The following is a 6,676-nucleotide window of genomic DNA, read 5'->3' on the forward strand; positions in this document are numbered from 1 at the left end:
GCACGGGGGTTTCTGTGGTGGCTCCGACCGGCGTCGATCCGGTGACCTTTCGATTTTCAGTCGAACGCTCTACCAACTGAGCTACAGAGCCTGGACACGAACGCCCGGGCGCCGTGACCGACGAACCGGGCGCATCATGCGCGACCCTGACGGGACTTGAACCCGCGACCTCCGCCGTGACAGGGCGGCGCGCTAACCAACTGCGCTACAGGGCCATGGTGAGGAGTATTCTCCGCACCTGGAAGCTCGTTTCGAGCCGAGAAGAAGCGTACCCCATGGTCGGCGGGATCTTAAAATCGGCCGCTGACCTGCAAGAACGCCCCGTTTCGCGCGCCGCCGACCGTGGCCGACGTCCCGCGGACGTACCCCCAACGGGATTCGAACCCGTGCTACCGCCGTGAAAGGGCGGGGTCCTAGGCCGCTAGACGATGGGGGCTGGACCCGGCAAGCATACCCAGGCGCCGAGCGGGGTCTCGGACGCGCCGTGGGCGAGGATGGGACCCGTGGTGGAGATGACGCGCGAGGACTTCGAGGACGCCGTCCGGGACGGCCTCGACCAGGTCCCGGCAGAACTGGCCGAGATGATGGACAACGTCGTCGTGCTGGTGGAGGACGACGCCCCCGCGGACGACCCGGAGCTCCTCGGGCTGTACGAGGGCGTACCGCTCACCGAGCGCGACCTGTACTGGGCGGCCGGCTCCCTGCCCGACCGGATCACCGTGTACCGGAACCCGACGCTGGCCGTCTGCGACACGCGCGAGGACGTGGTGGAGGAGGTCGCGATCACCGTGGTGCACGAGATCGCGCACCACTTCGGCATCGACGACGAGCGGCTGCACGAGCTCGGCTGGGCCTGACCGGACGCGACGGACCGGACGCGACGGACCGGCGCGGGGTCGGCGTCAGGGTGCCGTCAGAGCGGGCTGTACTCCCAGTGCCAGGCCTCGGGCTTGCGGCCGTCGGCCTGGGCCCAGCCGGGGTTGTGCCAGCCGAACTTCGGGGCGTTCTCGACCAGCCACTGGTGCTGGGCGCTGGAGTACGTCTGCACGCCGCCGTTGAGGTCGACGGCGATGCCCCAGCCGTGGTCCGAGTACCCGGGCACGGCGGCGAAGTAGCCGCGGCTCGCCTTGACCGACACCTGCGACTCGTACGAGCGGTACGAGTCCCGGATCTCCAGGTGCTCGCCGAACCGGGCCCGGTACGCGACGTCGAGGCGCTCCAGCTGCTCGGCGGCGTCGGCGCGGAGGGTCTCGCCCGGGGCGAAGGACAGCTCGGCGAGGTCCGCCGAGGGGATGCGCCCGTTCTCGTAGCCCTGGGTGTCGTCCGCGTGCGCCTTCAGGGCGGGCGCGGCCTTGCGGGCCTGTGCCGCCTCGGCCTGCACGACCTCGGCGGGGGTGGCGGGCGCGGGCTTGATGCTGACCGCGCTCGTGTCGGTGTCCTCGAGCAGCGCGGTGAGCGACTGCGTCGCCTCCGTGACGTCCTCGGCGGTCTTCGCGCGGACCTCGGGCGAGGTCCGCTCGCCAGAACGGGACGCGGCCTCCGAGGTGGACCGGTCGGCGACGACGGCGCGCAGGTGCTTCGCGCTCTTCGCCACGGACCGGCGCTGGGCGTCGGGGAGGGCCAGGGAGTCGGTCGTCACCTGGTCGGCGCGGGCCAGGGCCGACTGTGCGGCGGTGAGCGCCTCGTCGTCGGACGCGGCCGTCGACCCGCTCGTCGTGGCGTCGGTGTCGGAGCCCGACTTCGTGCTCGCCGTGCCCGAGCCCACCGCGCCCGAGGTCGCGGACGCCGCGCCGGTCAGGGCGGGGCTCACGATCGCGGCGGTGCTGGAGACGCTCGAGGTCGTCCCGAACGTGCCGGTGACGACCGACTTCGCCGAGGCGGCGTGGGGCGTGGTCGCCGTCGCGGAGCGGGTCTCGCCGGAGGCGTGGGTGAGGCCGGTGGCCACGCCGGTGGTCAGGGCCATCACGGTGAGCGCGACCGGCACGCCGGCGCGCACGGGCCCGCGTCGCCGGCGGGGCCGGCCCGGGCCGTCGGTCCGTCGCGTGCGGTCGGGGTGGTGGATGTCGCGGCGCCGCGGCAGCGGCGTAGAGGCGTTCTCGGTCACGTGGAAGAAAGTCCTTGGGAGGTCGGGAGCTCGAACCCGTCGGGAGCTCACACCGGTCGGAAGCTCCTTCCATCTTCAACCGTTCGGTCCGGTGCTCCGGGCCATCGAGGAGGCCAGACGACACGAATCCCGTGCGGGCCGCACGGACGAGTTGTGAAGGCTGGGACATCCCGCGCTTTCGGCCGCCCTCCCCGGACCGTGATCCGGATCGTGGGACGCGCCGTCCCGCCCGCCGCCGCGCGCCACGCGTCGGCGCCCTCCGCGCCTCAGGATGCTCGGATGAGCTCCGCACCCGTGACCGTGGCGGTCCACCGCGCCGTCAGCCCCGACCGTGTCCCGGAGGTCACCGCGTGGGTGCAGTCCGGCGTACGCCTCGCCAACCGGTGGGACGGCTTTCTCGGGTCGGGCTGGATCCGGGCCTCCGAGGGGGCGTCCGACTGGATCATGCTCTACCGGTTCGCCGACGCCGCGCGGCTGGACGCCTGGGAGGTCTCCGACGAGCGGCTCCGCTGGCTCGCCGAGGGGGAGGGTCTCGTCGAGGAGCGGCGGGTGGAGAAGCGCACCGGCATCGAGGGCTGGTTCGACCCGCCCGTGCGGCAGGACGAGCCTGCGGGGCCGCCGCTGCTCGCCGCCCCGCCGCGCTGGAAGCAGTCCGTGGCCATCTGGCTCGGCTTCTTCCCGGTCAACCTCGCCTTCACCGCGCTGGTGGGCTGGCTCGTGCCGCCGTTCGCGGACCTGACGGTGGTGCTGCGGGTGCTCGTGTCGACCCTGGTGCTCACCCCGATCATGTCCTTCTGGGTGCTGCCGTGGGTGACGGGACGGCTCTCCGGCTGGCTGCACGCCCCCCGGCGCTGACCAGCCGGGCACCGTCGGCGCGGCGGGCGGTCAGCCGGCGGTCGGGACCTCGGCCGCCGCGAGCCACTCGCGCAGCGGCGCGGGCCGGTCGGTGATGATGCCGTCGACCCCCGCCGTGAGGAGGTGCTCCCACGTCTCCTCGTCGTTGGCCGTCCAGCCGTACACCAGCCGGCCTGCCGCATGGGCGGCGGGCACGAGGGACGTGTCGTCGGCGAGGAGCGCGGCCCCCGGGCTGACGGCGGCGGCCCCGAGGTCGTCCAGGAGGTCGGCGAGGTCGACGCGCGGGTGCTCGACGAGCAGCGAGCGCGGCACGTGCGGCGCGACGTCGCGCAGCGCGGCCACCGTGGTGGGGTCGAACCCCTGCACCACGAGGCGATCCTCCAGGCCGGCGTCCGTGACCACGCGCATCGTGACGGCGACGTCCGCAGCCGTCCAGGCGCCCTTGTACTCACAGAGCACGTCGAGCCCGGGTCGGGCAGCCACCAGGTCGAGCACCTCGGCGAGCGTCGGGATGCGCTGGCCGGCGAACTCCGGCGCGAACCACGAGCCCGCGTCGAAGGACTGGAGCTCCGACACCGTGTAGACCCGGACCTCGCCCGACCCGTCGGTCGTGGCGTCGACGGTGCCGTCGTGGATCACCATCGGCACCCCGTCGGCGCTGAGGTGCACGTCGATCTCGATCATCCGCGCGCCGGCGTCGGCGGCCGCGTCGAACGCGGCGAGCGTGTTCTGCGGGGCGTCGGCGGAGGCACCGCGATGGGCGATGACGGCAAGGTCCTGGGCGCGCACGAGACTCCTTCGGACGGCGCTGACGGTCGGCCCCGTGGGGTCGAACCGCATCCGTCGGGTCCGGGTCCCCAGAGCGGAATCACCCTAACCCGGTCCCGCCTTCCCCGGTCAGGATGCCCTGGAGGGCCGCGTCACACGGACGAGAGGGCTCGATGAACACCCGGACGCCGGTGTCGGCGACGTCGGCGACCTGGCGGCCGAGCGACGAACCGTCCCGGAGCGGGAGGTAGGCCATGACGAGGGAGAAGCTGGCGGGCACCGGTTATCGCCGAACGGGCGACCGCGCCGCCCGACGTTCGAGGGCAGAACCGGATCGACCCGCTCCCACTGCTCATCAGTCAAGACCCGAAACCGCGAAGACGTCACCGGATCGGTCTGCCGCGCGCCTCACCAATCGCCTGGGAGACATGCCTAGTTGAAGCGCTCCACCGAGTTGTTCCCATTCAGATCCAGGCCGACCTCTTCGGTCGTACCCAAGGAGAGCACCGAAAGGCAGATCCCGACCAGGGCGGCACATCCAGCCATCGCCAACCCTGTGACGACCCATGGTCGTCTGCCGATTCCCTTGGTGAGGCTGCGCGCCGTCAGGGCGGCCGCCGCGAGAGCGACGAGCGCACCGATGAGCGGGTTCAGAGCCACCGCGACGACCGCGATGGTTCCAGCGACGAGGGCTGTGATCTCCGCCGAGCGGTTCTCAACCGGACCGGACTTGGAGAGTGATGCCGTGTGCTGCACGTTTCCAGACATTGCTGACTCCCGACTGCGCAAGAAGATATGCCGCGTTGCAAGCAACGGGCGATCAAGCGTAGCAAGATCCGGACGTCGTGGCCTTTCCTGCCTTGTTCACCCTGGTCTGGAGGCAGGGGCGACGGTTCTGGATCGGGGCGCCCTTGATCGGCCCCAGGCGGAACTTGAACTGCTGGTAGCCGCGAACAGAGGCTGCGGTGTGCGTGAGCTGGCTCGAGCCCCGTCCGTCGTAGTACCAACCGGGGAAGGTGGGCTTTCCCGTGCGGTTGCTCCACGTGGCCTTCTTGATCGCGCCACCCTTCGCGCAGTATTTAATGGTGGTGTAGTAGCGATAGAGCACGCCACCTAGCAAGTTCTTGCCTGCGCCCTGGGCGCTCCGGCTGTAGCAGACGTCGTACTTCGTGGCGGCTTGTACCGCGTAGCCGGCGAGCTCGAAGCTGGCCTTGGCCTCGCTCTCCGGAATCTCGACGGGAGCATCGCTTGTCTCCTCGACCACGGCGAGAGTGTTGGCATCGACGAAGAGTGCCTGCTCGTCAGCGTCTAGCGCGTCGTATGCGGCCTCAGGGTCGCGGGCGGCAAAGACGTCCTCCGCGATCCTGCGAGCTGCCTTTGCGTCTCCCTTCGTGAGTTTCGAGTCCGTGCCGACCGTCGCTGGCCGTCCGACGCCACTCGAATCGTTTACGGGCTGCGCAAGCGCGGCGGAAGTTCCACTTCCAATAAGTGCAAGGGTGATGATTCCTGCGGCCAGTGCTCGCGCCTTGGTTGTACTCAATTTCCACTCCTCTCACGCCTACCGCAGTCGCGGCGGCCCCCAAAGCGTGCACACTCCAGACCCACTCTGTCGCGGCGGATGCTGCTCGCGTGCAATATCCGCAAGGTATGTATCAAGCCGCATGCCAGTCCCTCAATAGCACGCCAAGCGGGCGTCGTCGTGTGGCATGGGTCACAGCAGTATCAGGCGGTGTCAGGCACGAATAGCGCGTCAACGTGCTCACGGGGCCGCCATAGCCGCCATGCCATTCGGAGGTGACATTGTCGGACGGGATCACGCACGGGAGGCGGTCCGGGACGACGGGGTTCCGCATGGAATGTGTATCCAGGCGAACAAGGACTACCTGCGGACTGGCGTGAGCGGAAGCGTCACGAGCTGCTGCCCGAGGCTCCAGCGCCCGAGCACGACGTTGTCGCCGCGGCATCCGTGCAGGAGCAGCCCGCGACGGGCGAGCGGCTCGGCCCGATCGAGGCGGCCCTCCCGGCCTCGTGTCCCCGCTCGCGCAGCGTCTGGTCGACATCGGCGCCCGCCAGATCCCGCCGAAGGGTGACCCGTCCGGCAGGCTGACCGAGGACGAGAAGCGTGCTCAGGTGCTGCACCTGATCTCCGGCGACGATGACGAGGAGGAGGCTGCCAGTGGGTCGTGAGCGGACCCGAGGCGACCCCGTTGTTCCACGCCTATGACGAGCATCGTTGCAATTCAGAAAGGTGGGCCCCGTGGGGATCGAACCCACAACCCGCGGATTAAAAGTCCGCTGCTCTGCCAATTGAGCTAGAGGCCCGCCGCCGTCCGCCCATGGGCAGGTCGCCGGCTGCGGACAGCGTACGCGGGAGCGGCCGGGAGCCGTGCGCGGGCCTGCCGGAAGGTCACGATCCGGTTACGGAGGGCAACCTATCTGCGGCGGGACCTGCCTGTCACGCGAAGTCTCACCCACCGGGAGATCTCGTCCCGATCGCGTCTCAGCGTTGCGCCGACCACCCCCACCCTGTTTCGGTGGAGGGGTTCGCCAGGACCGACGAGAGGAGCTCTCATGCTCACCGTGACCGACAACGCCCGTACCGCCGTCGAGGACCTCGCCCAGCAGGCCGGGGTGCCCGACGAGGGTGGCCTGCGGATCGCGCAGTCTGCCGGACAGCCCGGCAACTTCGAGCTCGCGCTCGTCCCCGCGCCGCAGCCCGACGACCAGGTGGTGGACGAGGAGGGTGGCACGCACGTCTTCGTCGAGGCGGAGGCCGCACCGGCGCTCGACACCCTCACGCTCGACACCGACCCCGCGGCGCAGGGCCCCGGGTTCGTCCTCACGCCGCAGGCGTGACCTCCGGCGTGACTTCCGGGCAGGACCTCCGACCCCTCGGGTGAGGAGGCGGCGACACCTGTCCGACGACGGCCGGGCACGGGGCATGGCTCC

Annotated in this window: 8 protein-coding genes and 4 tRNA genes; 4 read left to right on the plus strand and 8 right to left on the minus strand. The window is 70.6% G+C overall.

The annotated features are described in order from the left end of the window. Nucleotides 1-15: 15 nt before the first annotated feature. From ACFT55_RS18290 to ACFT55_RS18300, 3 genes are all read right to left on the minus strand, one after another. Nucleotides 16-91 (minus strand) — tRNA-Phe (locus ACFT55_RS18290). Between the two features lie 50 nt (nt 92-141). Further along, nucleotides 142-215 (minus strand) — tRNA-Asp (locus tag ACFT55_RS18295). 148 nt (nt 216-363) lie between these two features. Further along, nucleotides 364-436: transfer RNA gene (locus ACFT55_RS18300), tRNA-Glu, on the minus strand. Nucleotides 437-494: 58 nt separating this feature from the next. Between ACFT55_RS18300 and ACFT55_RS18305 the strand changes: the two genes are divergently transcribed. Beyond that, nucleotides 495-857 (plus strand): metallopeptidase family protein, encoded by a 363-nt coding sequence (locus ACFT55_RS18305; RefSeq protein WP_380245273.1) that lies wholly within the window; start codon nt 495-497, stop codon nt 855-857. A 56-nt stretch (nt 858-913) separates the two neighbouring features. On the opposite strand, the gene ACFT55_RS18310 is transcribed toward ACFT55_RS18305, so the two are convergent. Further along, nucleotides 914-2,104, minus strand: coding sequence for a D-alanyl-D-alanine carboxypeptidase family protein (locus ACFT55_RS18310; RefSeq protein WP_380245274.1), 1,191 nt, complete (start codon nt 2,102-2,104; stop codon nt 914-916). Nucleotides 2,105-2,383: 279 nt separating this feature from the next. Here ACFT55_RS18310 and ACFT55_RS18315 point away from each other — a divergent pair, with 279 nt between their 5' ends. After that, nucleotides 2,384-2,959 (plus strand): antibiotic biosynthesis monooxygenase, encoded by a 576-nt coding sequence (locus ACFT55_RS18315; protein ID WP_380245275.1) that lies wholly within the window; start codon nt 2,384-2,386, stop codon nt 2,957-2,959. A 30-nt stretch (nt 2,960-2,989) separates the two neighbouring features. Here ACFT55_RS18315 and ACFT55_RS18320 read toward each other — a convergent pair whose 3' ends face one another. The 3 genes from ACFT55_RS18320 to ACFT55_RS18330 all read right to left on the minus strand — a co-directional run bounded on the left by ACFT55_RS18320 (nt 2,990) and on the right by ACFT55_RS18330 (nt 5,267). Further along, complete coding sequence (locus ACFT55_RS18320; protein ID WP_380245276.1) at nt 2,990-3,748, minus strand: glycerophosphodiester phosphodiesterase; 759 nt, start codon at nt 3,746-3,748, stop codon at nt 2,990-2,992. 411 nt (nt 3,749-4,159) lie between these two features. Further along, nucleotides 4,160-4,483 (minus strand): hypothetical protein, encoded by a 324-nt coding sequence (locus tag ACFT55_RS18325; RefSeq protein ID WP_380245277.1) that lies wholly within the window; start codon nt 4,481-4,483, stop codon nt 4,160-4,162. Between the two features lie 64 nt (nt 4,484-4,547). Further along, nucleotides 4,548-5,267: a hypothetical protein gene (locus ACFT55_RS18330; RefSeq protein ID WP_380245278.1), complete on the minus strand. Its 720-nt coding sequence runs from the start codon at nt 5,265-5,267 to the stop codon at nt 4,548-4,550. Between the two features lie 488 nt (nt 5,268-5,755). Between ACFT55_RS18330 and ACFT55_RS18335 the strand changes: the two genes are divergently transcribed. Continuing rightward, nucleotides 5,756-5,914: a hypothetical protein gene (locus ACFT55_RS18335; RefSeq protein WP_380245279.1), complete on the plus strand. Its 159-nt coding sequence runs from the start codon at nt 5,756-5,758 to the stop codon at nt 5,912-5,914. Nucleotides 5,915-5,976: 62 nt separating this feature from the next. Here ACFT55_RS18335 and ACFT55_RS18340 read toward each other — a convergent pair. Next, a tRNA-Lys gene (locus ACFT55_RS18340) sits at nt 5,977-6,049 on the minus strand. 249 nt (nt 6,050-6,298) lie between these two features. Between ACFT55_RS18340 and ACFT55_RS18345 the strand changes: the two genes are divergently transcribed. Beyond that, the gene (locus tag ACFT55_RS18345; RefSeq protein ID WP_380245280.1) at nt 6,299-6,583 is read left to right on the plus strand and encodes an iron-sulfur cluster biosynthesis family protein; all 285 of its coding nucleotides are present in this window, start codon (nt 6,299-6,301) and stop codon (nt 6,581-6,583) included. Nucleotides 6,584-6,676 lie beyond the last annotated feature (93 nt).

The sequence above is a fragment of the Isoptericola sp. NPDC057191 genome (genome assembly GCF_042670225.1).
Lineage (GTDB): Bacteria > Actinomycetota > Actinomycetes > Actinomycetales > Cellulomonadaceae > Isoptericola.